The 18,959-nt window shown below is 68.9% G+C and carries 23 protein-coding genes and 4 tRNA genes; 12 read left to right on the plus strand and 15 right to left on the minus strand.

The window, feature by feature from the left end:
* Window positions 1–388: 388 nt before the first annotated feature.
* From AC5Y5B_RS22515 to AC5Y5B_RS22525, 3 genes are all read right to left on the minus strand, one after another.
* Window positions 389–463, minus strand: a tRNA-Val gene (locus AC5Y5B_RS22515).
* A 15-nt stretch (window positions 464–478) separates the two neighbouring features.
* A tRNA-Cys gene (locus AC5Y5B_RS22520) sits at window positions 479–552 on the minus strand.
* 28 nt (window positions 553–580) lie between these two features.
* Window positions 581–653, minus strand: a tRNA-Gly gene (locus AC5Y5B_RS22525).
* 180 nt (window positions 654–833) lie between these two features.
* Here AC5Y5B_RS22525 and AC5Y5B_RS22530 point away from each other — a divergent pair.
* The 5 genes from AC5Y5B_RS22530 to AC5Y5B_RS22550 all read left to right on the plus strand — a co-directional run bounded on the left by AC5Y5B_RS22530 (window position 834) and on the right by AC5Y5B_RS22550 (window position 2,987).
* Window positions 834–905: transfer RNA gene (locus AC5Y5B_RS22530), tRNA-Val, on the plus strand.
* A 153-nt stretch (window positions 906–1,058) separates the two neighbouring features.
* Window positions 1,059–1,295: a hypothetical protein gene (locus tag AC5Y5B_RS22535; protein WP_500006687.1), complete on the plus strand. Its 237-nt coding sequence runs from the start codon at window positions 1,059–1,061 to the stop codon at window positions 1,293–1,295.
* Between the two features lie 39 nt (window positions 1,296–1,334).
* The gene (locus AC5Y5B_RS22540) at window positions 1,335–1,781 is read left to right on the plus strand and encodes an Rv1443c family protein (RefSeq protein ID WP_500006690.1); all 447 of its coding nucleotides are present in this window, start codon (window positions 1,335–1,337) and stop codon (window positions 1,779–1,781) included.
* A 19-nt stretch (window positions 1,782–1,800) separates the two neighbouring features.
* Window positions 1,801–2,094 carry a hypothetical protein gene (locus AC5Y5B_RS22545; RefSeq protein ID WP_112633191.1) on the plus strand — a complete coding sequence of 98 codons (294 nt, stop codon included), beginning with the start codon at window positions 1,801–1,803 and terminating at the stop codon, window positions 2,092–2,094.
* A 62-nt stretch (window positions 2,095–2,156) separates the two neighbouring features.
* Window positions 2,157–2,987, plus strand: a complete 831-nt coding sequence (locus AC5Y5B_RS22550; RefSeq protein WP_500006693.1) for an enoyl-CoA hydratase/isomerase family protein — start codon at window positions 2,157–2,159, stop codon at window positions 2,985–2,987.
* On the opposite strand, the gene AC5Y5B_RS22555 is transcribed toward AC5Y5B_RS22550, so the two are convergent.
* The 3 genes from AC5Y5B_RS22555 to AC5Y5B_RS22565 all read right to left on the minus strand — a co-directional run bounded on the left by AC5Y5B_RS22555 (window position 2,982) and on the right by AC5Y5B_RS22565 (window position 6,020).
* Window positions 2,982–3,779 (minus strand): MBL fold metallo-hydrolase, encoded by a 798-nt coding sequence (locus AC5Y5B_RS22555; protein WP_500006695.1) that lies wholly within the window; start codon window positions 3,777–3,779, stop codon window positions 2,982–2,984. The genes AC5Y5B_RS22550 and AC5Y5B_RS22555 overlap by 6 nt on opposite strands.
* On the minus strand, window positions 3,776–5,335 hold the full coding sequence (locus AC5Y5B_RS22560) for an AMP-binding protein (RefSeq protein ID WP_500006699.1): 1,560 nt from the start codon (window positions 5,333–5,335) through the stop codon (window positions 3,776–3,778). The genes AC5Y5B_RS22555 and AC5Y5B_RS22560 overlap by 4 nt, the downstream gene beginning before the upstream one ends.
* 91 nt (window positions 5,336–5,426) lie before the next feature.
* Complete coding sequence (locus AC5Y5B_RS22565) at window positions 5,427–6,020, minus strand: hypothetical protein (protein ID WP_500006702.1); 594 nt, start codon at window positions 6,018–6,020, stop codon at window positions 5,427–5,429.
* A 201-nt stretch (window positions 6,021–6,221) separates the two neighbouring features.
* Between AC5Y5B_RS22565 and AC5Y5B_RS22570 the strand changes: the two genes are divergently transcribed.
* The 3 genes from AC5Y5B_RS22570 to AC5Y5B_RS22580 all read left to right on the plus strand — a co-directional run bounded on the left by AC5Y5B_RS22570 (window position 6,222) and on the right by AC5Y5B_RS22580 (window position 8,824).
* Window positions 6,222–7,013 (plus strand): SDR family NAD(P)-dependent oxidoreductase, encoded by a 792-nt coding sequence (locus tag AC5Y5B_RS22570; protein ID WP_112633187.1) that lies wholly within the window; start codon window positions 6,222–6,224, stop codon window positions 7,011–7,013.
* Window positions 7,014–7,031: 18 nt separating this feature from the next.
* Window positions 7,032–7,973: a catalase family peroxidase gene (locus tag AC5Y5B_RS22575; protein WP_112633186.1), complete on the plus strand. Its 942-nt coding sequence runs from the start codon at window positions 7,032–7,034 to the stop codon at window positions 7,971–7,973.
* Window positions 7,974–8,053: 80 nt separating this feature from the next.
* Window positions 8,054–8,824 carry a sulfite exporter TauE/SafE family protein gene (locus tag AC5Y5B_RS22580; RefSeq protein WP_430918938.1) on the plus strand — a complete coding sequence of 257 codons (771 nt, stop codon included), beginning with the start codon at window positions 8,054–8,056 and terminating at the stop codon, window positions 8,822–8,824.
* A gap of 43 nt (window positions 8,825–8,867) precedes the next feature.
* Here the strand turns inward: AC5Y5B_RS22580 and AC5Y5B_RS22585 are convergent, their stop codons facing one another.
* Window positions 8,868–9,953, minus strand: a complete 1,086-nt coding sequence (locus tag AC5Y5B_RS22585; RefSeq protein WP_289176436.1) for a glutamate--cysteine ligase — start codon at window positions 9,951–9,953, stop codon at window positions 8,868–8,870.
* A 22-nt stretch (window positions 9,954–9,975) separates the two neighbouring features.
* Window positions 9,976–10,413 carry an anti-sigma factor antagonist gene (locus AC5Y5B_RS22590; RefSeq protein WP_112633183.1) on the minus strand — a complete coding sequence of 146 codons (438 nt, stop codon included), beginning with the start codon at window positions 10,411–10,413 and terminating at the stop codon, window positions 9,976–9,978.
* Between the two features lie 155 nt (window positions 10,414–10,568).
* Here AC5Y5B_RS22590 and AC5Y5B_RS22595 point away from each other — a divergent pair, with 155 nt between their 5' ends.
* Window positions 10,569–11,186, plus strand: a complete 618-nt coding sequence (locus AC5Y5B_RS22595; RefSeq protein WP_500006713.1) for a TetR/AcrR family transcriptional regulator — start codon at window positions 10,569–10,571, stop codon at window positions 11,184–11,186.
* Here the strand turns inward: AC5Y5B_RS22595 and AC5Y5B_RS22600 are convergent, their stop codons facing one another.
* Both AC5Y5B_RS22600 and AC5Y5B_RS22605 read right to left on the minus strand, forming a co-directional pair.
* Window positions 11,187–11,852, minus strand: a complete 666-nt coding sequence (locus tag AC5Y5B_RS22600) for a DedA family protein (protein ID WP_112633181.1) — start codon at window positions 11,850–11,852, stop codon at window positions 11,187–11,189.
* Window positions 11,849–12,697: an SGNH/GDSL hydrolase family protein gene (locus tag AC5Y5B_RS22605; protein ID WP_112633180.1), complete on the minus strand. Its 849-nt coding sequence runs from the start codon at window positions 12,695–12,697 to the stop codon at window positions 11,849–11,851. The genes AC5Y5B_RS22600 and AC5Y5B_RS22605 overlap by 4 nt, the downstream gene beginning before the upstream one ends.
* Before the next feature lie 50 nt (window positions 12,698–12,747).
* On the opposite strand from AC5Y5B_RS22605, the gene AC5Y5B_RS22610 reads away from it, so the two are divergent.
* Window positions 12,748–13,566, plus strand: coding sequence for an IclR family transcriptional regulator (locus tag AC5Y5B_RS22610; RefSeq protein WP_112633179.1), 819 nt, complete (start codon window positions 12,748–12,750; stop codon window positions 13,564–13,566).
* On the opposite strand, the gene phtC is transcribed toward AC5Y5B_RS22610, so the two are convergent.
* The 5 genes from phtC to AC5Y5B_RS22635 are packed head-to-tail and all read right to left on the minus strand — an operon-like array spanning window position 13,551 to window position 17,194.
* A complete protein-coding gene (gene phtC, locus AC5Y5B_RS22615) occupies window positions 13,551–14,282 on the minus strand; it encodes a 3,4-dihydroxyphthalate decarboxylase (protein WP_112633178.1) in 732 nt (243 codons plus the stop codon). The genes AC5Y5B_RS22610 and phtC overlap by 16 nt on opposite strands.
* Window positions 14,279–15,073: a 3-(cis-5,6-dihydroxycyclohexa-1,3-dien-1-yl)propanoate dehydrogenase gene (gene hcaB, locus AC5Y5B_RS22620; RefSeq protein ID WP_112633177.1), complete on the minus strand. Its 795-nt coding sequence runs from the start codon at window positions 15,071–15,073 to the stop codon at window positions 14,279–14,281. The genes phtC and hcaB overlap by 4 nt, the downstream gene beginning before the upstream one ends.
* On the minus strand, window positions 15,070–15,336 hold the full coding sequence (locus AC5Y5B_RS22625; RefSeq protein ID WP_112633176.1) for a dihydrodiol dehydrogenase: 267 nt from the start codon (window positions 15,334–15,336) through the stop codon (window positions 15,070–15,072). Before AC5Y5B_RS22625 ends, hcaB begins: the two co-directional genes overlap by 4 nt.
* Window positions 15,333–15,851 (minus strand): 3-phenylpropionate/cinnamic acid dioxygenase subunit beta, encoded by a 519-nt coding sequence (locus tag AC5Y5B_RS22630; protein WP_112633175.1) that lies wholly within the window; start codon window positions 15,849–15,851, stop codon window positions 15,333–15,335. The genes AC5Y5B_RS22625 and AC5Y5B_RS22630 overlap by 4 nt, the downstream gene beginning before the upstream one ends.
* Window positions 15,848–17,194, minus strand: coding sequence for an aromatic ring-hydroxylating dioxygenase subunit alpha (locus tag AC5Y5B_RS22635; RefSeq protein ID WP_112633174.1), 1,347 nt, complete (start codon window positions 17,192–17,194; stop codon window positions 15,848–15,850). Before AC5Y5B_RS22635 ends, AC5Y5B_RS22630 begins: the two co-directional genes overlap by 4 nt.
* 276 nt (window positions 17,195–17,470) lie before the next feature.
* Here AC5Y5B_RS22635 and AC5Y5B_RS22640 point away from each other — a divergent pair, with 276 nt between their 5' ends.
* Both AC5Y5B_RS22640 and AC5Y5B_RS22645 read left to right on the plus strand, forming a co-directional pair.
* Window positions 17,471–18,442 (plus strand): Rieske (2Fe-2S) protein, encoded by a 972-nt coding sequence (locus AC5Y5B_RS22640; RefSeq protein WP_112633173.1) that lies wholly within the window; start codon window positions 17,471–17,473, stop codon window positions 18,440–18,442.
* Window positions 18,439–18,924, plus strand: a complete 486-nt coding sequence (locus AC5Y5B_RS22645; protein ID WP_112633172.1) for a hemerythrin domain-containing protein — start codon at window positions 18,439–18,441, stop codon at window positions 18,922–18,924. Before AC5Y5B_RS22640 ends, AC5Y5B_RS22645 begins: the two co-directional genes overlap by 4 nt.
* Window positions 18,925–18,959: the final 35 nt, after the last annotated feature.

Consider the following 18,959-nt stretch of genomic DNA (forward strand, 5'->3'; position numbering starts at 1 on the left):
GACCCGCACAACATCGTCACGAAACTCCTTGGGATACGGCCGTGCCATGGTGACATCCTTCCAGCCTGCCCACGCCGGGCAAGCCATCTCAGTTGTCACCTACTCGTGCAGCAGACCCGATCGTTCGCCTCAGTCTCCGCTTCTAGATGCCCCAGTTAGCCCGCGATGCGAGAGCGCCGGTTGCTAAACCGGTACCACCACCGATGAGGGCCACTACGATTTCGGGTGCCGTGCGCCAAGTCTCTCAACGGCGCATGGCACAACTCTTGGGCCTGACTAGACGCACGTCGCCACGAATACTGGACCAGGCAAGCGATTCGCTGTTGCATAGTTACTGCATGATGCCTGTGTAGCTAGGCTAGATATACGCTCTGAACTGCATCGAACGTGGTGCGCGATACTGGGATTGAACCAGTGACCTCTTCCGTGTCAGGGAAGCGCTCTCCCGCTGAGCTAATCGCGCCGGGAAACCAAAACTTGGAGGTGGAGACGGGAATCGAACCCGTGTGCACGGCTTTGCAGGCCGTTGCCTCACCACTCGGCCACTCCACCGTTGGGGTCCACGCCACTTGCACCTTCGAGCGGATGACGGGATTCGAACCCGCGACCCTCACCTTGGCAAGGTGATGCGCTACCAACTGCGCTACATCCGCGCGCCTCGGACAACATCGTCGCCCGGTGCGAAGCACGACGATAGTCCACGTGAGCGGGCACATACAAATTTCTTGGTACGAGCCGTGTCTAGGCTATCGCGCCGACCTGTCCCACGATGCGGGCGGTAGTGTCGGGGCCGACGCGTGCTAGTCTTCGACGTCGTTCGCCGTCTCGGCGCCGGTCCCGTGGCTCAGTGGGAGAGCGTCCGCTTCACACGCGGAAGGTCGCTGGTTCGATCCCAGCCGGGACCACAAATCAACGCAGGTCACCTCCACTTGACCGCGATCACCCCACCTTTGAGACATCCCGCGCAGCCGACTTCTCGCCCTGCGGCCCAGTGGTCCCTGCCGTACCCTCAATTGCACGTCGCGGCGGAAATTCGGACGCCAGGCGCGGAGGGAACCATGTTGACTCTCGTCTCCCGCATCCTTCTTCCGGCGCTGGTCACCGGGCTCATCGCGGCGCTGCTTGCCGCCGGCGACGCCTCGCCCGTCACGCCGGTCGCGTGCAACAAGATCACCGCCAAGTGGTCATCGGTATGGATCTTCATGCCGGACTGCCCACCGTCGGCCGCTCCGTCGCCCGCCCCGTCCCCGCCGGCCCAGGCGCCGAGCCCCACGGCGCCGGAACCGCCCGGATAGGCATGCCCGCTATTGCCTGATCGCGCCCGCTGCGCCACCATGAACTGCGTGAGTAAGGTAACCCTAACTACCGAGCTGCCGATCCCGGTCGAGACGGCGTCGGTCCTGGCGCGCAAGCCCGAGCTGATGCGGCATGTGCTGAGCCCGGTGCTGCGGATCTACCGGCTCGACGTCCCGGAGCGCATCGAGGTGGGCACCCAGGGATCGGCGCGGTTCTGGTGGTTCGGCGTGATCCCGGCCTGGACGCATCACCTCACCATCAAGCGACTCGAGCCGACCGAGATCTACACCAACGAGCACGGCGGCCCCGTGCGCACCTGGAATCACCGCCTGACGTTCGAGCCCATCGACGAGCACAGCTGTCGCTACACCGACGAGATCGAAACCGACGACGGCCTGCACGGGCTGCTGACCCGCGCCTTCGTCCGGGTGATGTTTCGCCACCGCCACCGGCGCTGGCGCAAGCTCGCGCGCATCCTGCACTGACGGCGAAGGACGGTGAATCATGGTCGGAAACCTTGAGGGCGTCGGCATGCTGAAACTCGAATGCCCACAACGCCATCCGGTCGGCAGAATCCTCAAAGACGCCCCACATCAATCCGTGCAGTTCGACCCGGGGGCTCAGGTCGGCCCCCGCCGGTTCTGGCCGGACGAAGACGAACAACCAAACTTCAAGGCGCTCTGCAGGTTCTGCGACAAGCCGGTGGGCGACGCCACGTCGACCCTGCAGACCAAACTCGCCTCGGTGATCGCCGACGCATCCGCGACGGCGGAGACCGTGACGCTGCCCTACGTATAGGCGCCCGGGTCGCCAAAATACTGTAAGAGCTACAGTAGCGACGCCGACCCGAGAGGAGTCCCGTGGCGCAGACACCGCAGAGCACCCCCCGCCCACCCGACGGCGACTGGCTGGGCACGCCGTACCTGCGCTTCGAGCGCCAGGGACCGATCGCCGTGTGCACCATCGACCGGCCCGACGCGCGCAACGCCCTGAGCCCGGCGATGTACTTCGGAATCCGTTATGCCGTCGGACGTCTCAACGAGGACCCGGATCTGGCCGGGCTGGTGCTCACCGGAACCGGCGACGTCTTCGCCCCCGGCGGCGACATGGGCGGCGGGGGAGGCGAGGACAACTGGATCACCTTCGGTTCGGCCCTGGGCATGGACGTGACGCCGTTCGACGCCGTGCGCACCTCGGCCAAGCCCATCGTCTCCGCGGTCAACGGGCTGTGCCAGGGCGGCGGCTTCCAGATCGCGCTGTGCAGCGACCTGTCGGTGGTCAGCGACCGGGCGACCTTCCGGGTGCCCGAGCTGTTCCGCGGCTACGCCGACACCTACTACAGCCAGATGCTCACCCGCGTCATCGGCCCGGTGCGCACCCGCGACCTGATGTTCACCGGGCGGGTGCTCACCGCGGTGGAAGCCCTCGACTGGGGCCTGGTCACCAGGGTGGAGCCGCACGAGGGCCTGCTGGACGCGGCGAAAGACCTTCTGGCGCAATGCTGTCGAACCGCGCCGCGCGCCCGCGGCGTCATCAAGTCCAGCATCGACAGCTACCTGGGCCTCTATGACCGCATCGGTATGACCGCCAGCCTGTCCGACGCCGAGGCCATCGAAGGCTTCCGCTCGTTCAAGGAGCGCCGCTCGCCCGACTGGGTGCATCCGGACCTGCGCGTCGAGGGACGCCTATAGGTCGACCCACTCGCCGTGCGGGGCGACCCTCAGCACGTCGCTGATGCCGGCCTGGTCGAACGCCGCGACGAATTCGTCGACGCCCTCGCTGAAATGGGCCCAGCCGTCCACGTGGGCCGGGATCACCGCCCTGGCGCCGAGCAACTCGGCCGCCGCGGCCGCGCGCGCCGCGGTCAGCGTCAGCGGCCGGCCACGCTCCTTGGTGGGCACACTCGCCGCCCCGGCGAACAGCACGGCGATGTCCACTTGGCCGACACGGTCGGCGACGTCTTTGACCGCGGCCATCGAGGCGTTGTCGCCGCTGAGGTACACCGTCGGCAGCCCCGGGCCGGACAGCACGAAACCCGTCACCTCGCAGTTGACGTGACCGCGGTCGTCGCGCTGCCCATCGGCCGGACCGTGCACCGCCGGAACCGCTTGCACGGTAAGCGATCCCGATCCGCCCTGCAGTTCGTAAGACTGCCAGGGCACCAGCCCGACCGCCGGCGGACCCAATCGGCCCGCCGCGCCGGGGTGGGTGAGCAGCAGCGGTGCGGCCAGCGCCATGCGGCGGCCCTCGTCGTCGAAGTTGTCGGGGTGCTGGTCGTGGCTCACCAGCACCGCATCCATCGGCCCCAGGGCCTCGGCGCCGACCGCGGGACCGGTGAGCTTGGTCAGGTAGGCGTGCACGCCCGGGGGATCGAACGTCGGGTCCATGACGATCCTGCGACCCGCGATGTCGACGACGGTGGTGGGGCCGCCCAGCACGCTGATCGCGCAGTCGCGGCGCGCCGCGTCTACCGCAGTGCTCATATGCCCCGCGCCCGGTCACGCCAAAAGGGTTCCCGCAGCTGAGTTTTCAGGATCTTTCCGCTCGCGTTGCGGGGGAGTTCGGGCACGACGTCGACGGTGCGCGGACATTTGAAGCCGGCCAGATGCGCTCGGCAGAATTCGATGATGCCGGCGGGATCGACCTCGCCGTCGGCCACCACGATCGCCTTGACCGCTTCGCCCCAGAAGTCGTCGGGCACCCCGATCACCGCGGCGTCCTGCACCGCGGGATGCTCGATGAGCACGCTTTCCACCTCCGGGCCGTACACGTTCTCGCCGCCGGTGATGATCATGTCCTTGATCCGGTCCTCGATGTAGACGTAACCGTCGGCGTCCAGGCGGCCGATGTCGCCGGTGCGCACCCAATCGTCGGCGGTGATGGTCTCGGCGGTCGCGTCCGGCCGGTTGAGGTAGCCCGTCATGTTCTGGTTGCTGCGCACCCACACCTCACCGGACTCGCCGGCCGCCAACGGGTTACCGGTCTCGGGGTCGACGATGCGAATCTCGCAGCCCAGCACCGCCTTTCCGGCCGCCAGCTGCAGCTCGGGCCGCGCCGCATCGCGGTGATCGTCGTCGGACAGCGCGGTGACCGCACCACACAATTCCGTCTGCCCGTACACCTGCACGAATTTCGTGTCGGGCCAGGTCGACAGCGCGCGATGCAGCAGCGGCAGCGGCATCGGCGCGGCGCCGTACACGATGTAGCGCAGGCCGGCGATGGCCGCGGCCGCCGCCTCACCCGCATCCAGGAACCGGGCGATCACCGGCGGGACGAAGAACGCGTGCGTGGCACCGGCGCGCACCGCGCCGATCAGCGTTGCCGCGTCGGGCTCACGGGTCATGAATGTGGGTGCACCCGAACGGATTCCGAACAGCGCGTAGCCGATGCCGCCGACATGGAACAGCGGCATGGCCACCAGGTTGGCGTCGCCCTCGTCGAAGGGAAACGCCGGAGCCAGGTTGGACGCGTGATTGACCAGCGCGCGCTGGCTGAGCAGCACGCCCTTGGGGCGCCCGGTGGTGCCGGAGCTGTAGATCACCAACGCGGTCTCGTTGTCGTCGACGCCCGCGTCGGGCCGCGTCGGCGCCGCCGCGGCGAGCAACGATTCGTATTCGTCACCGACCTCGATGATGCGTTCCACACCCGGAACCCGCGCGGCGGCGGCCTCGGCCGACGCCCGCAGCTCGGCGCCGACGAGCAGCACACGGGCGCCGCTGTCGGCCAGGACGTGGACGAGTTCGTCGCCGATCACCCGCCAGTTCACGACGGTGGTGACGACGCCGATCGAGGCGCCGGCGATGAGCACCTCGAGACAGCCGGGGTGGTTCTTGTCCAGGAACGCCACGCACTGGCCCCGCTCGAGCCCGGCGGCGCGCAGCGCCCCGGCCGCGCGACGGATCCGCGAGCTCCATTCGGCCCACGACCACTGGCGTTCGCCGTAGCGGATGGCGATCGCGTCCGGCCGCTGCTGCGCGTGTCGTTCGACGATGCCGGCGAGCGTCTCCGCCGTGCTGGTCGCCGTGTCGGCTGGTGGCATGAACCCCTCCGCGTTCGATTCGTACCAGTTTGTACTACGCGGTCGGTTGCGCGCGCGACGCCGACCCTCGCCCGCGCGGGGCGCTAGCGCCTCATTGCAGGGAGGCGATCATCATTCCGCCCTCGCCGGCGGCCTGGCTGGTCGCACTGCTGTCCTGCCGGAAGTCGACGAACGCCGATCGGCCGGTCGAGGGGTTCAGCAGCTCGGTGAAGGTGCCGATCACCGGAATGGTGCCCTGCGGGTGCACGACGGTCGCGGTGTAGTCGATGGAGGCCTCCTGTTGGAAGGTGGGGCCGGGCAGCGCCCTGGTCTCGGGCGCGGTCAGGCGGTTCACGTCGGTCAGGATGGCCGAGGCGCCGCCGGTGAATTGGTCGACGTCGGCCTGCAGCAGCCCGGCGGCGTCTGTGCCGCCCGCGGGTTTGACCGTCATCCGCAGCTGCGCGCTGGTGTCGGCGTTGTTCAGCGCCACCCAGTTCGGGCCGCGGTGTCCGACGGTCCAGCCCGGCGCGGGGGTGACCGAGACGCCCTGCGCGATGGCGACGGCGTCGTCGGACATCAGTGCCACCGCGGCGGTCGGCTCGGCCCGGTTGGCGGTGGCGGCCAGCACGACGACGGCGGCTGCGCCGATCGCCCCGACTCGCCATCCGGTCCGACGAAACAGGGCCTGCGGCTGCGGTGTTGACATCGTTGCTCCTAACGTCGTCGGGCGCTGCGGAATTCGCCCGTGGGCTTATCGTGCCCCGGTCGTGACGGCCATGTCCAAGACGGGTTTGCTATGGCTCGATACAGCTGGCCTATCGAACCGGTGCATGCGTTGCTAAAGCCAACGGCGCGAACGTGTGTCACCATGACTGGGCCGACCCGCCCGACCCGTGAAGGATGCGACATGGTGAACCCCGAGCGCGCCCGTTCCCGCACCTTCGTCGTCACCGGCGCCGCGTCCGGCATCGGGTTGGCCACCGCGCGGCGGTTGTTGGCCGAGGGCGGCACGGTGATCGGCGCCGACCTGGCCGCCCCGCCCGACGACCTGGGCGCGAGCTTCACCTTCGTGCCCGCCGACGTGACCGACGAAGCCGCGATCGCCGCGGTGCTGGCCGCCGTGCCGGGCCGCCTGGACGGCCTCTTCCACGCCGCCGGCGTCGCCGGGGGAGGCCCGGTGCACCTGCTCGACCGCGCCGAATGGGACCGGGTGATCGGGATCAACCTCACCGGCACCTTCCTGGTGGCCAAGGCGGCCCTGGCCAAGATGATCGACCAACCCCGCGCCGACGGCGAACGCGGCTCCATCGTGACGGTCGCCAGCGTCGAAGGCCTGGAGGGCACCGCCGGGGGCAGCTCGTACAACGCGGCCAAGGGCGGCGTCGTGCTGCTCACCAAGAACATCGCACTCGACTACGGGCCGAGCGGCATCCGGGCCAACGTCATCTGCCCCGGCTTCATCGAAACACCCATGGCGCACAGCGTGTTCAGCATCCCGGGGATGGAGGGGCCGCTGGCCTCCATCACCAAGGAGCACGCCCTGCAGCGCCTGGGACAGCCCGACGAGATCGCCGCCATGGCCGCCTTCCTGCTGTCGCCCGACGCCTCGTTCGTCAGCGGCCAGGCGCTTGCCGTCGACGGCGGCTACACCGCCGGTCGCGATCACGGTGTCGTCGAACTCTTCGGCTTTCCCGACTGATCCAACTAAGATTCGTCCATGAGCGGTGCACTTACTCCTGACCAGGCGATCGAGGCCATCCGGGGCGCCGGCGGAGCCCAGCCCGGTTGTCGCGCGCTGCACGCCAAGGGCACCCTGTACCGCGGCACGTTCACCGCGACCCCTGACGCGCTCATGCTCTCGCGCGCACGGCATCTCGACGGTTCGACGGTCCCGGCGCTGATCCGCTTCTCCAACGGGTCGGGCAACCCCCAGCAGCGCGACGGCGCGCCCGGGGTGCGCGGGATGGCGGTCAAGTTCACCCTGCCCGACGGCTCCACCACCGACGTCTCGACGCAGACCGCCCGGCTGTTCGTCTCCAGCACGCCCGACGGATTCATCGATCTGCTCAAGGCGATGCGGCCCGGCCTCACCACGCCGCTGCGCATGGCCACACACCTGCTCACCCATCCGCGGCTGCTGGGCGCCTTGCCCCTGTTGCGTGAGGCCAACCGGGTGCCGGCCAGCTACGCCACCACCGAATACCACGGCCTGCACGCCTTCCGCTGGATCGCCGCGGACGGCAGCGCGAGATTCGTTCGCTACCACCTGGTTCCGACCGTGTCCGAGGAGTACCTGTCGGGGGCGGACGCCCACGGCAAGGATCCGGACTTCCTCACCGACGAGCTGCAGGCGCGGCTGGACGACGGGCCGGTGCGGTTCGATTTCCGGGTGCAGATCGCCGGGCCCACCGACTCGACCGTCGACCCGTCGGCGGCCTGGCAGAGCACCCAGATCGTCACCGTCGGCACCCTGTCGATCACCGGCCTGGACACCGAGCGCGAGCACGGCGGTGACATCGTGGTGTTCGACCCGATGCGGGTGACCGACGGCATCGAACCCTCCGACGATCCGGTGCTGCACTTTCGGTCCCTGGCGTATTCGGCCTCGGTCAAGCTGCGTACCGGCGTCGAACGCGGCGCCGAAGCCCCGCCCGCCTGACCGGCATCGCCCGGCCCCACGGTCACCTCGCACCGAAATCGTCGGCACGCTAGGGTTTTTCTTCGGTGTCGCTATTTCAGATGTTCCTCATATGCCTGGCCGGGCTGGGTGCCGGTGCGATCAACGCCCTGGTCGGGTCCGGCACCCTGATCACCTTCCCGACGCTGGTCGCGCTCGGCTACCCGCCGGTGACGGCCACCATGTCCAACGCGACGGGTCTGGTCGCCGGCAGCGTCTCGGGCACCTGGGGCTATCGCGCCGAGCTGCGAGGTCAGTGGGACCGGCTGCGGTGGCAGCTCCCGGCCTCGCTGACCGGTGCGGCGCTGGGTGCGTACCTGCTGCTGCATCTGCCCGAGAAGGTGTTCGCCGACATCGTGCCGGTGCTGCTGGTGCTGGCGCTGGTGCTGGTGGTCATCGGGCCGCGGATCCAGGCGTGGACGGCCCGGCGGGCCGAGCAGGCGGGTCGATCGCCCGAACACGTCAGCCCCCGGCGGATGGCGACGCTGGTGTTCGGCACGTTCGCCGTCGGCGTCTACGGCGGCTATTTCACCGCCGCACAAGGGATCCTGCTGGTCGGCCTGATGGGCGCCCTGTTGCCGGAGTCGGTGCAGCGCACCAACGCGGCCAAGAACCTGCTGGCATTGATGGTGAATGTGGTTGCCGCCCTTGCCTATACGGCGGTCGCGTTCGATCGGATCAGCTGGCCGGCCGCCGGGCTGATCGCGGCGGGCTCACTGGTCGGGGGGCTGCTCGGCGCGCGGTACGGGCGGCGGCTGTCGGGCAACGCGCTGCGGGCGGTCATCGTGGCCGTGGGACTGATCGGACTCTACCGCCTGCTCGCGGTCACCTGACGAGAAGCCAGGCGCGACAGCGCGTTTGACCGTCCCGGCCGTCTCAACTCAGGGTCGCCGCGGCGGCCTCGGCGAGGACATCGGACACTTCACCGCGCTTGTGCCACGCCCGCAGCTGACGCATCGCGCCGTTGCCGTCGGTGACGACGCGGGCGAGTTCGTCGCGCACGCGGTCGTATTCGCCCAGTGACTCCAGCGCGGGGCGCACCCGTCGCACCAGCGCCCCCAGCTGCTCGGCCGCCGGCACCGCGCCGCGGCCGTGGATCAAATCGAGTGTGTGGCCGGACAATCCGTCGTGCGCGGCCTTCCAGTACGCCGCGCGCAGCGCACCCGGCGGCAGCCGCCGAGCGTCGTCGGGTGAGTCGAGCGCCGTCATCACCGCCGCCCTGATCAGGGTGGCGAGCAGCACGGTCTCGGCGACGGTGGCCGGCACATCGGCCACCCGGACCTCCACCGTGGGGAAATCCGCCGACGGGCGCACGTCCCAATAGATCATGTCCTTGTCCAGGATGACCCCGTTGTCGACCAGCATGCGCACGGTGTCGTCGTACTCCTCGGGCGAGGCGAAATAGGGCGGTGCCCCCGCGGCGGGCCAGCGCCGCCACAGCACGCTGCGCCAGCTCGCGTACCCGCTGTCGGCGCTGCGGTACACCCGCGAATTTGCCGACAGCGCAAGCAAAGTCGGCAGCCACGGCCGCAGCCAATTGCTGATGTGGATGGCCGCGCCGCGATCGGGCACCTGCACGTGCACGTGGCATCCGCAGATTCCCTGCTCGTGGGCGATCATGCCGAACTGTTCGCCGATCCGCTGGTAGCGCGGGGTGTCGGTCACCGGGAACTCGTGCGGCGTGGAAGGCGGCAGCCCGCAGGCGAGCAGCGCAACCCCGGCGGCCTCGGCGGCCTGCGCAGCGGTGCGCCGCAGCCGGGTCAGTTCCTCGCCGAGCTCGGCGCTGGTCGCGGCCACGGTCGATGTGGTTTCCACCTGGCAACTGCTGAGTTCGAGCTGCAGCTCGACGCCGCGCCGCTTCGCCTCGGCGGCCACGGCGGCGTTGCGCGGGGCGGGCTCGCCGGTTCGCGGGTCGATGAGGAGGAATTCCTCCTCGGCACCAACGGTGGGATGGTCGGCCATTGAGCCGCTGACGGCCCGGCCCCTAGCAGCGGTCGGCCGCGGACAGCGCGGAGTCGACGGTGGGGTAGATGGGCAGCACGGCGCCGAGCCCGCACGCGTCGACGATGCGGGCGACGAGCGGCTCGCAGCTGACCAGGCGCAGGTCGATGCCGCGCGCCTGGCAGCTTTTCGCCTCATCGGCGAGCACCGCGAAGGCGCAGCAGCCCATGAAGTCGAGCCCGGTGACGTCGACCACGAAGGGGCCGGGCGCGGTGACGCCGCTGGCCGCCTCGCGCACCAGGTGGCGCCAGGTGTCCTCGTTCCAGGCGTCGACCTCGCCCCCGGCGTAGATGACCACCGACGGGCCGCTGCGGTCCGCGGTCGCCCGCAGGGTGCTGTTGGGGTCGCCGAGTTCGTACACCAGCTTGGTGCTCAGCGTCAGATGAGTGGTCGGCATCGCCTCGACAATGACGGAATTCATGATGGACCCCCTAATCGACAGGCGTGGGAAACGCCCCGATGGATGCCCGTCCTAATGTCTGAAGACAGACTGTTCGTGGATGCGAATCTCTTTTCTATAACGAGACAGGGCGGTCTGTCTACCGGCAAGGGCCTAAGAGTACGGTAAGGCCTGGTATGACAACTCCCGATGTCGGAACTCCCGCCGCGTCGCCCCGCGAACGCGTTCTGACCGCGGCCTATGACCTGTTCAGCCGGCGTGGCATCCGCGCGGTGGGTACCGATGAGGTGATCGGGCGGGCCGGTGTCGCCAGGGCGACGCTGTACCGGCATTTCGCGACCAAGAATGACCTGGTGCTGGCGGTGCTGCAGCGTCGCGAGGAGCTCTGGACGCACGGTTTGATCGAGGAGCAGTCGCGGCTGCGCGGCAACACCCCCGAGGAACAGTTGCTGGCGATTTTCGACGTCATGCACGACTGGTTCCAGCTACGCGACCGATACGAGGGCTGCTCGTTCATCAACGTGCTGCTCGAGCTGGGGCCCGAGCATCCGATCGGACAGGCGTGCATCGCCCACATCGACCACGTCCGCGACATCGTGCGGCGCCGCGCCGAGGCGGCGGGTTTGGCCGACGTCGAGGACTTCGCCTCGTCATGGCACATCCTGATGAAGGGCGCCATCATTCTGGCCGCCGTCGGCGACCTCGACGCCGCGCTGCGGGCCCGCAGGATGGCCCGCACGTTGATCGACCAACACCGGCCGCCGCTGGTGGCCGACACCGGCGAGGCCGTCTAGTCAGACGCTGTCCGGCGCGGTGCTGCCGGCCTTGCGGTAGTGCTCGGCCTCCAGTTCGGCGATCATCCGGGATGTGCGTTCCCGCAACAGGATTGCGGCGGTCAGCCCGGCCACGACGGCGATCACCAGCCCGATCCAGGAGAACCGTTCCAGCCAGCGTTCGGCGGCGATTCCGGCGAAGTACACCAGTGCGGTCGTGCCGCCCGCCCAGCAGATCGCGCCCGAGACGTTGGCCGCCAGGAATCGGGGGTAGTGCATCTTCAGCGCCCCCGCCAGCGGCCCGGCCAAGATTCGCAGCAGGGCGATGAAGCGGCCCAGGAAGACGGCCCGAACACCCCAGCGGTTGAACAGCTTTTCGGCGAGCGCGATGTGCCCGGGACCGAAGTGTTTCGGGAACCGCCGCCCGAGCCGGTCGAACAGCGGCATGCCGAACCGGCGCCCGATCGCGTAGCCGATCGAATCGCCGATCACCGCGCCGATCACCGCGGCGACGCCGACCCCCAGCGGATTGACGGCCAGGTCGTGGTGCGAGGACATCAGCGCCGCGGTGACCAGCACGATCTCACCCGGTAGCGGAATGCCCAGGCTCTCGATCCCCACCACACCGCCGACCACCAAGTAGACCGCGAGCGGCGGAATCGAGTGCAGCAGGGGCTCGAGATTCATGGGTCAAGAATGCCTGACCGACCGCGGATCCGCGGCCTGAGGTGCGCGGTGGAACTCGCTGGGGACGCCCAGCCCGCCAGCCGCGGACGCTTGGGTTCGCGCCCGTCGTACGACGACAGGCCGCGCAGCCGCCGCCAGATCCACGGAAAGAAACTCTCCTGCGTCCAGCGCAGCTGCTCGTACGTGCCGGCCGCGAAGGAACGCCGGGCGGGATCGCGGCGGCCGAGCGCCCAATCATGGTTGCTGTCAGGCAAATTCAGGGCTTCGGCGGCCGCATCGGCGAACAGGATGTGCCCCTTGGTCGAGGCGTGCACCCGGTCGATGGCCCAGGTGTCCAGCTCACGCATCGACGGCGCGTTGTACAGGTCGACGAGCGCGAACCCGTAGCGGTGGGCGGCCGCGGTGATCGCCGCGTTGATGCGGGCAAGCCGCCCCGCCACCAGCCGCCCCAGCGGCAGGAACTGCGCGACGTTCGGGAAGGTCGTCGTCACCACCGTCGCCCCCGATCCGGCCAGCGCGGCGTAGACCCGTTGCAGGTCGGTCAGGGCGGGACCGAACGATCGCCCGGGCTGGATGACGTCGTTCATCCCGGCGCACACGGTGATCAGGTCGGGCCGCATCGCCAGTGCCTGCGGAAGCTGCTCGGTGAGCACGTGGTTGATCCGCTTACCGCGGATCGCCAGGTTGGCGTATTGCAGGCCGGGATACAGCGAATCGACCCGCACGGCGAGGCGGTCGGCGAATCCGAGCAGGCCGACGGTGTCGTCGCCGTCCCACAGGCCCTCGGTCTGGCTGTCACCGATGGCGACGTAACGGCGGTATCCAGCACGAATAGCCCCGCTCACGCAGCCGAGAATAACCCGAATCGGCGCCCATAACTGGTTACCGTGGACCCATGCCACACAAGCGTGAGCCGGACGCCCGGGCCGCCGGGGCGGCCCCCGTCGCCGATTCGCTTGCGCCGCAGTACCCGATCGAGTCGGTGGACAACGCGCTCAAGCTGTTGCTGCTGCTGGGCGAGCAACCCCAGATCCGGTTGAGCGAGGCGACCCGCTATCTGGGCGTGGCGTCGTCCACCGCGCATCGGTTGCTGGCGATGCTCGCCTACCGCGGGTTCGTCCGGCAAGACCCGGTGTCCAAGGCGTACCTGCCCGGCCCGTCGTTGACCGGGGTGGCGTTCGCAATCTTCGGCCGCATCGACATCGCCCGCTCCGCCGCACCCGTCATGCGCAGCCTGTCCGAACAGCTGCGCGAGACAGTGCATGTCGGAATGCTGGACGGCGCCAGCGTCCGATTCGTCGCCGCCGTCGAGGGGCCGGCCGCGGTGCGGGTGGCGTCGCGGCTCGGCCGCGCCATGCCGGCCCATTGCACGTCGACCGGCAAGGTGATGCTGGCCCAGTTGTCGCCATCGGAGCTGCGTGCGCTGCTGCCGGACGAGCAACTCGAGCGGATCACCTCGCATTCGATCGGCAGCCGCACCGAGTTGGAAGCCGAGCTCTCCGGCATCCGCGAGCGCGGCTATGCCACCAACTCCGAAGAGAGCGAGGAAGGCGTCGCCTCGGTCGCCGTGCCGATCCCCACCCGCGCGCCCGGCCTACGGCTCGCGCTCAACGCCGCGGCGCCACAAAACCGGCTGGACGCCTCCCGGTATGCCACGGTGGCCGCCGCACTTGCGGCTGCCGCCAAGGAGATTGGCGATCATCTCGGCTGCTGATCGCCCAGGCGCGCCAGTTCGTGCCGCCAGGCCGCCTCGGCGGTGAATGCCGACCCCAAGTCCGGCAGGTCGTCCCAGTCCGCGTCGTCGATGTCGCGCAGCGTGCCCCCGGCCGCGCGCACCCGCAACGACATCCGGGCCAGCGCGTCGAGGCTGATCGCCTGCAGCACCGCCTGCGCCACCGTGACGGCGGCGCTGGTGATTCCGTGCCCCCGGCAGATCACCACCGGGCGGCCGCGCATCGCCGCCACCATCTCCTTGCCCAGGCGCGAATTCCGGATCAGCACGGCGCGTTCGTAGACGGGCACGCCGCCGCGCGCCAGCCACGCGCCGGGAATGTCGTAGGCGCCGTAGATGGGCCGGATCGTGATGCCGGCCAGGTCGGCGGCGACCACGTCCGGCGGGTGCAGGTGCGCGACGGCCGCGTGCCCCGGATCGGCCAGCATCGTTTCGACGTGGATCGGCAATTCGTTGGGGACGCGATACCCGTCGAGTTCGCCTGGGGCACCGGCAGTTCCGTCGAACGTGACGAGCCGGATGTCGCTGAGGCGGGTGAACGCCACCCCGGCGTCGGTATCGCTTCGGCAGCGCACCAGCAGGCGCTCGTCATCGACCCGCAGGCTAAGGTGCCCGAGGATGCCGTCGACCAGCCCGCGGGCCGCCGCGACGCGGCAGCCCTGCGCCACCACGGCCCGCTGCCGATCCAGGTTCGTCATCGCAGTGCGCCCAGCCCGAATCCGCCGTCGGGCCGCACGGTTTCGCCGGTGATGCCGCGGGACCGGTCGGATGCCAGGAACACGTAACTCCACGCGTGGTCCTCGCCGGTGAGCGCGACGCGCAGGGGAGTGCGTGCGGCCATCTCGCTCGCCCGGTCGGGGCTGTCGTCCAGCCGGGTCGCGCCGAGCCCCAGGCTGGACAGGCCGCGCAGGTCGGTGTTCAGCGTGCCGCCGGGCGCCACCCCGTTGACTCGGATTTCCGGCGCAAGGTCGTGCGCCAACGCCGAAACCAGGCCCCGCACAGCGAATTTCGACGACACGTAGAGCACGCCGCCGCGTCCGGGATAGAACGACGACGCGGACTCGGTCAACACGATCGAGGACCCCGGGGCGGCCCGCAGCGCCGGGATCGCCGCCTTGACCGACTGCAGATGGCTGAGCACATTGGTGCGAAACATCTCGTCGAACGCATCGGAAAGCGCGTCGGCCTCGATGTCGCCCACGCCGCGGTAGAAGTCGAACACGCCGACGCAGTTGACCAGGGTGTCCAGCCCGCCGAAGGTATCCACCGCGGCGGCGACGGCCCGGTCGTTGGCCTCGTGGGTGGTGGCGTCGCCCTCGATCACCGGCACCTGCGGCAACTGCCGGCGCAGCGCGTCGCACTTGTCTGGATCACGTTCCAGCACGGCAACATTCGCGCCCTCGGCGCCGAAGGCCGCCACCACGGCCCGCCCGATCCCGGAACCGGCGCCCACGATCAGGGCGCGTTTGCCCTCCAGCCACGCGGTCACGGCTGCGGTTCGCCGTCGTCGGGCAGCAGTGGCGCATGGGCATTGCCGACCATGGCAGCCAGGGTACGGGGATTCTGCCAGGTCAGTGCCTCGATTTCAAGCGCGTCCAGGGTGATCCACTGGCCCGATCGGGGCGCGCTGATCAGTAGCCGCGACCCGTTGCGGGTCTCGACCCGGCGCACCACGACCTCGGTGAATTCGTTTGCGACGCTGATCGGTTCGCCGACCGCGCCGTCCAGTAGCCGCTGCAGCTCGTCGCTCATAGGAACACCGCCAGGTTCTGCATCCGTAGCACCGACTCGTCGGCGATGATCTTGCGCCGGGCCAGTTTCCAGCGATCGCCGCACCGGCGCAACACGTCCTCGCGCCCGCACGACAGCAGGGCGCCGTCGTTGACGTCGCCCCGGCTGCGGAATAGCAGCTCGGCCGATTCGACGACCAGGTGCGCGTCGTCGTCGCCGGCGAAGGTGCGCACGTTGGTGATGAAATGGCGCAGCCGCGACGGCGGGTCCTCGGCCCACACGTGCTCGGTGCCCATGCGCGCGACCCGCTGGCTCAGCGAGTATTTGTCCTCGTCGAAATGGTCCATGCCGGGTGAGGTGTCGAACCCGGCGCCGCGCGCGGTCGTGACGCGCACCGGCATGATGTAGCGGATGTCGTCGGTCAGGGTGTCCAGCCACGCCTCGTACCGCTGGGCGTCGAGCAGGTATGCCTCGTCCACCAGGAACTGATGCGCCTCGAGATGGCGAAGATCGTTGAATGGCAAGGGTTTTGTCATGCCGGCACCCGCTGCAGATAGTCGGCCCACATGTTCAGCAACGCCCGCTGATTGTGCTCGTTGTAGCCGACCTGCGCGCGACCGGGCCCGTGGAATGCGCTGGGCGCCAACGGGTCGATGACCGGGCGGTCGTCGGCGAGCAGGCCCATCCGGCTGTTCAGCAGCAGCCGCCGCGCCATGGAACCGCCCGCCGTGGTGGTCAGCGACACCCAGTTCTCCACGTCGTCCTGTTCGAACATGCCGGTCGACCCGAAGCACATCAGATACGCCTTGTACGAGTCCTGTTTGTACTGCGGGGGAGCGGCGGAGTCCACCGCGAACCACGAGCACACCTCGGTCTCGTTCGCGCTGACCGGCTGCCACAACCGGATCGAGATGAACGGCAGCACTTGATCTTCCCGGTCATGCACCTTGGGCCAGTTGTGCACGAAGCTGAGGTTCGGAAAGCAGGTGGCGGCCGAGATCATGAATCCGTCCTCGCCGACCACCCGTTGTTGTTGCGGTGTCCACACGTCCTTGATGCGGCCGATCATGTCGTCGGGGTAGCCGACGTAGCGCATCCGCTCCTCGAAGCCGCCCGGCGGGAGTTTGTAGGTGGTGCCGCCGCCGCGGTGGGCCCAATAGGTGGCGCCGTCCTTGCGCTTCTGCGCTTTCGGCTCGCGAAACAGCCCGATGTCCACGATGGACGCGTGGGTGTGCGGGGTGTGGTACATGTCGCCGGCGAAGTTCTCCGCGCCGATCTTCCAGTTGGCCTTGATGCGCCAGCGTTGCGGCCCGCGCACCTCGACGCCCCCGGCGCTTTGCTTGGTGTAGTAGTCCAGATAGAACTTGAAGTCGCCGAGGAACTCTTCCAGCGGTTCGGCATCTCGATCCAGGCTGATGAACAGCAGTCCGTTGTAGCTGGCGAAATTCGGTGCGGGCAAAAGGGTTTGCCCCTTGGCGAATCCCTCGTCGCCGCCGTAGGCCTCCCGGTGGAACGGCAACCCGGTGAGCCGGCCGTCGTTGCGGTAGGTCCAGCCGTGGTAGGGGCAGCGGAAGTTGGAGGCGTTGCCCATCTCCGCGCGGCAGACCTGCATTCCGCGGTGCAGGCACATATTGAACAGCGCCCGCACCGTGCCGTCGGAATCGCGGGTGATGACGAACGAGTCGTCGAGCACGCGACGCACCACGTAGTCCCCGTCCTGCGGGATCTCCGATTCGTGCCCCACGAACGTCCACGCCCGGCTGAACAGCCGCTGCTTCTCCAGCGCGAACAGCTCGGGGTCGTTGTAGATGTGCGCGGGGATCATCCCCCGGCGCACGTTCTCGAACACCTCGGCCACGTCGGCGCTCTGGTCGGCCATCCCACGTCTCTCTGTTCTACAGAAACACTCTCCGCTAAGTAGAGTCTCGCAGTCGAGGGCGCCGGTCAATCACCAGACGGCCGCGTCATCAGCGTTCTACAAGAATGCTTGGTGCCAATTCACAGGTTGCACACAACTACACGGCGCAACGCCGCGGCTACGGTGGTTCACGACAGCCACTCCGCGCCCGTGAGCGCGGCGTAAACAATGGGTAATCATCTGGTTTTGCGGTTATTAACCGTTGTTTTCCACGGATCTGAGGAAGGAACTGGTGCCATGGTGGGTCGGCCACGAGGGGGTCGATTGCAGCAGGTCGGATCGAAGGTTCTGGCCGCTATCGGGCGCCAGGAGTGGATCGACCGGCCGAGCTATCGGTTCGAGCACCTGCTCAGCTTCGCCTACAACGGGCTGGGCGGCGCCCGCAACACCGTCACCAACGCGCTCAACGGCGTCTGGCTGGGGCACCCGGTGCACCCGCCGCTGGCGTCGCTGACCAGCGGCGCCCTGGGGACGACGGTGGCGCTCGACGCGCTCAGCATCCTGCCCGGCCAGCCGGCGTCGGAGGTCGTCGACGCCTCCCGATTCGCCTCGCGCGCGCTGGGGGTGGGCATCCTGGCCAGCCTCGGCTCGGCCGTCACCGGTGTCACCGACTGGCAGCACACCCACGAGGAGGACCGCCGGGTCGGGGCGGTGCACGGCCTCGTGAACCTGGCCGCCACCGCGCTGTACATGCAGTCCTGGTGGGACCGGCGCAAGGGGCGCCACGGACGCGGCATCGTGCTCACCGCCCTGGGCTACGGCATCACCGTGGCCGGCAGCTACCTCGGTGGCGCGCTGGTCTTCGAGTCCGGGATCGGCATCGACCAGTCCGGTCCGCGGCTGCGCACCCCGACCTGGACGCCGGTGCTGCCGGCGAGTTCGTTGAACGGCAAACCGGTGCGCGTCGAGGTCGACGGAGTGGGCCTGGTGGTCTGCCAGACCAAGCCCGGTGAGGTGGCGGCGTACGGCGAATTCTGTCCGCACCTGGCAGCGCCGATGGCCGACGGCTGGCTGGACCGGGGCCGGTTGGTGTGCCCCTGGCACGGTTCATGGTTCGCGGCCGAGTCCGGCGAGGTGGTGCGCGGTCCGGCCGCGGCGCCGCTGCCGTGCTACGAGGCCCGGTTGGTCGACGGAGTGGTCGAAGTCCGCGGCGAGCAGCAGCCCGCTCCCGGCGGCGCGGTAGGAATCGCAAAAGGAGGAGCCAATTGAACGCCTACGACGTGTTGAAAGAACACCACATCGTGATCAAGGGCCTCGGCCGCAAGATCAGCGACGCACCGGTGAATTCCGAAGAGCGGCATGCCCTTTTCGATGACCTGCTGATCGAACTCGACATTCACTTCCGCATCGAGGACGACCTGTACTACCCGGCGCTCAAGGATGCCAGCAAGCTGATCGCGATCGCCCACGCCGAGCACCGCCAGGTGGTCGACCAGCTTTCGGTGCTGCTTAAGACCCCGCAGAGCGCGCCCGGCTACGAAGACGAGTGGAACTCGTTCAAGACCGTCCTGGAGGCGCACGCCGACGAAGAGGAACGCGACATGATCCCGGCTCCGCCGGAGGTGCAGATCACCGACGCGGAGCTCGAGGAGCTGGGCGACAAGATGGCCGCCAAGATCGAGCAATACCGCGGCTCGGCCCTGCACCGCCTGCGGACCAAGGGCCGCGCGGCATTGGTGCGCGCCCTCTAACGTCTGCCCCGACGACATCGCCCGCTTGCGGGATT

Source organism: Mycobacterium sp. NGS33 (assembly GCF_059812885.1).

Coding starts and splice junctions, on each gene's coding strand:
- AC5Y5B_RS22600 (WP_112633181.1), bottom strand. CDS start 11,852: ATGAATCTCGAGCCCCTGCTGCACTCGATTCCGCCGCTCGCGGTCTAC.
- AC5Y5B_RS22540 (WP_500006690.1), top strand. CDS start 1,335: ATGAACTGCGTGAGTAAGGTAACCCTAACTACCGAGCTGCCGATCCCG.
- AC5Y5B_RS22590 (WP_112633183.1), bottom strand. CDS start 10,413: ATGAATTCCGTCATTGTCGAGGCGATGCCGACCACTCATCTGACGCTG.
- AC5Y5B_RS22570 (WP_112633187.1), top strand. CDS start 6,222: ATGGTGAACCCCGAGCGCGCCCGTTCCCGCACCTTCGTCGTCACCGGC.
- AC5Y5B_RS22535 (WP_500006687.1), top strand. CDS start 1,059: ATGTTGACTCTCGTCTCCCGCATCCTTCTTCCGGCGCTGGTCACCGGG.
- AC5Y5B_RS22630 (WP_112633175.1), bottom strand. CDS start 15,851: ATGACAAAACCCTTGCCATTCAACGATCTTCGCCATCTCGAGGCGCAT.
- AC5Y5B_RS22595 (WP_500006713.1), top strand. CDS start 10,569: ATGACAACTCCCGATGTCGGAACTCCCGCCGCGTCGCCCCGCGAACGC.
- AC5Y5B_RS22635 (WP_112633174.1), bottom strand. CDS start 17,194: ATGGCCGACCAGAGCGCCGACGTGGCCGAGGTGTTCGAGAACGTGCGC.
- AC5Y5B_RS22610 (WP_112633179.1), top strand. CDS start 12,748: ATGCCACACAAGCGTGAGCCGGACGCCCGGGCCGCCGGGGCGGCCCCC.
- AC5Y5B_RS22565 (WP_500006702.1), bottom strand. CDS start 6,020: ATGTCAACACCGCAGCCGCAGGCCCTGTTTCGTCGGACCGGATGGCGA.
- AC5Y5B_RS22580 (WP_430918938.1), top strand. CDS start 8,054: ATGTTCCTCATATGCCTGGCCGGGCTGGGTGCCGGTGCGATCAACGCC.
- AC5Y5B_RS22555 (WP_500006695.1), bottom strand. CDS start 3,779: ATGAGCACTGCGGTAGACGCGGCGCGCCGCGACTGCGCGATCAGCGTG.
- phtC (WP_112633178.1), bottom strand. CDS start 14,282: ATGACGAACCTGGATCGGCAGCGGGCCGTGGTGGCGCAGGGCTGCCGC.
- AC5Y5B_RS22545 (WP_112633191.1), top strand. CDS start 1,801: ATGGTCGGAAACCTTGAGGGCGTCGGCATGCTGAAACTCGAATGCCCA.
- AC5Y5B_RS22640 (WP_112633173.1), top strand. CDS start 17,471: ATGGTGGGTCGGCCACGAGGGGGTCGATTGCAGCAGGTCGGATCGAAG.
- AC5Y5B_RS22575 (WP_112633186.1), top strand. CDS start 7,032: ATGAGCGGTGCACTTACTCCTGACCAGGCGATCGAGGCCATCCGGGGC.
- AC5Y5B_RS22625 (WP_112633176.1), bottom strand. CDS start 15,336: ATGAGCGACGAGCTGCAGCGGCTACTGGACGGCGCGGTCGGCGAACCG.
- AC5Y5B_RS22585 (WP_289176436.1), bottom strand. CDS start 9,953: ATGGCCGACCATCCCACCGTTGGTGCCGAGGAGGAATTCCTCCTCATC.
- AC5Y5B_RS22560 (WP_500006699.1), bottom strand. CDS start 5,335: ATGCCACCAGCCGACACGGCGACCAGCACGGCGGAGACGCTCGCCGGC.